The organism is Bradyrhizobium sp. CFUWI (assembly GCF_056429085.1).
This window is the reverse complement of sequence record NZ_JBWJZE010000242.1, coordinates 1-422: the sequence shown is the minus strand read 5'-3', so window position 1 is coordinate 422 and position 422 is coordinate 1. Positions and strand designations below refer to the sequence as shown.

The window sequence follows — 422 nt, the reverse complement described above, 5'->3', positions numbered from 1 at the left end:
GTTCGGGCCTTCAGGAACTGTCGATCTTAGGACTTGGGCCGCCGCCGCGAAACCGCCGGCGCTTACACGGACGGCCCGGCGAACAGCGCGCTTGCCGCCTCGACCTCGCCGGCGATGAAGCCCGCCACCGCCCGGATATGGGCCGCCTTCCGGTGGTCCTCGTGGATGTGCATGTGGAACGAGCGCGTCAGCGACACCGCCCCGGGCAGGACCGGCGCCAGCCCGGGATGGGCCGCCGCGATGAAGGCCGGCAGGATGCACAGGCCGGCGCCGTTCAGCGTCGCGTGGACCTGGGCGAGCAGGTTGGTCGAGCGCAGCCGCGCCGAGACGGCCGGTTCGAGCGCGCCGAGATAGTTCAGCTCGCGCGCGAACAGCATGTCCTCGATATAGCCGACGAACGGATGCGCCGTGAGGTCCGGGAC

The 422-nt window shown here is 70.9% G+C and carries 1 protein-coding gene; it reads right to left on the bottom strand.

The features are described 5' to 3' along the window. Positions 1 to 62: 62 nt before the first annotated feature. A partial coding sequence (locus AC066S_RS39625; RefSeq protein ID WP_478272034.1) for a LysR substrate-binding domain-containing protein occupies positions 63 to 422 on the bottom strand: 360 nt, incomplete at its 5' end.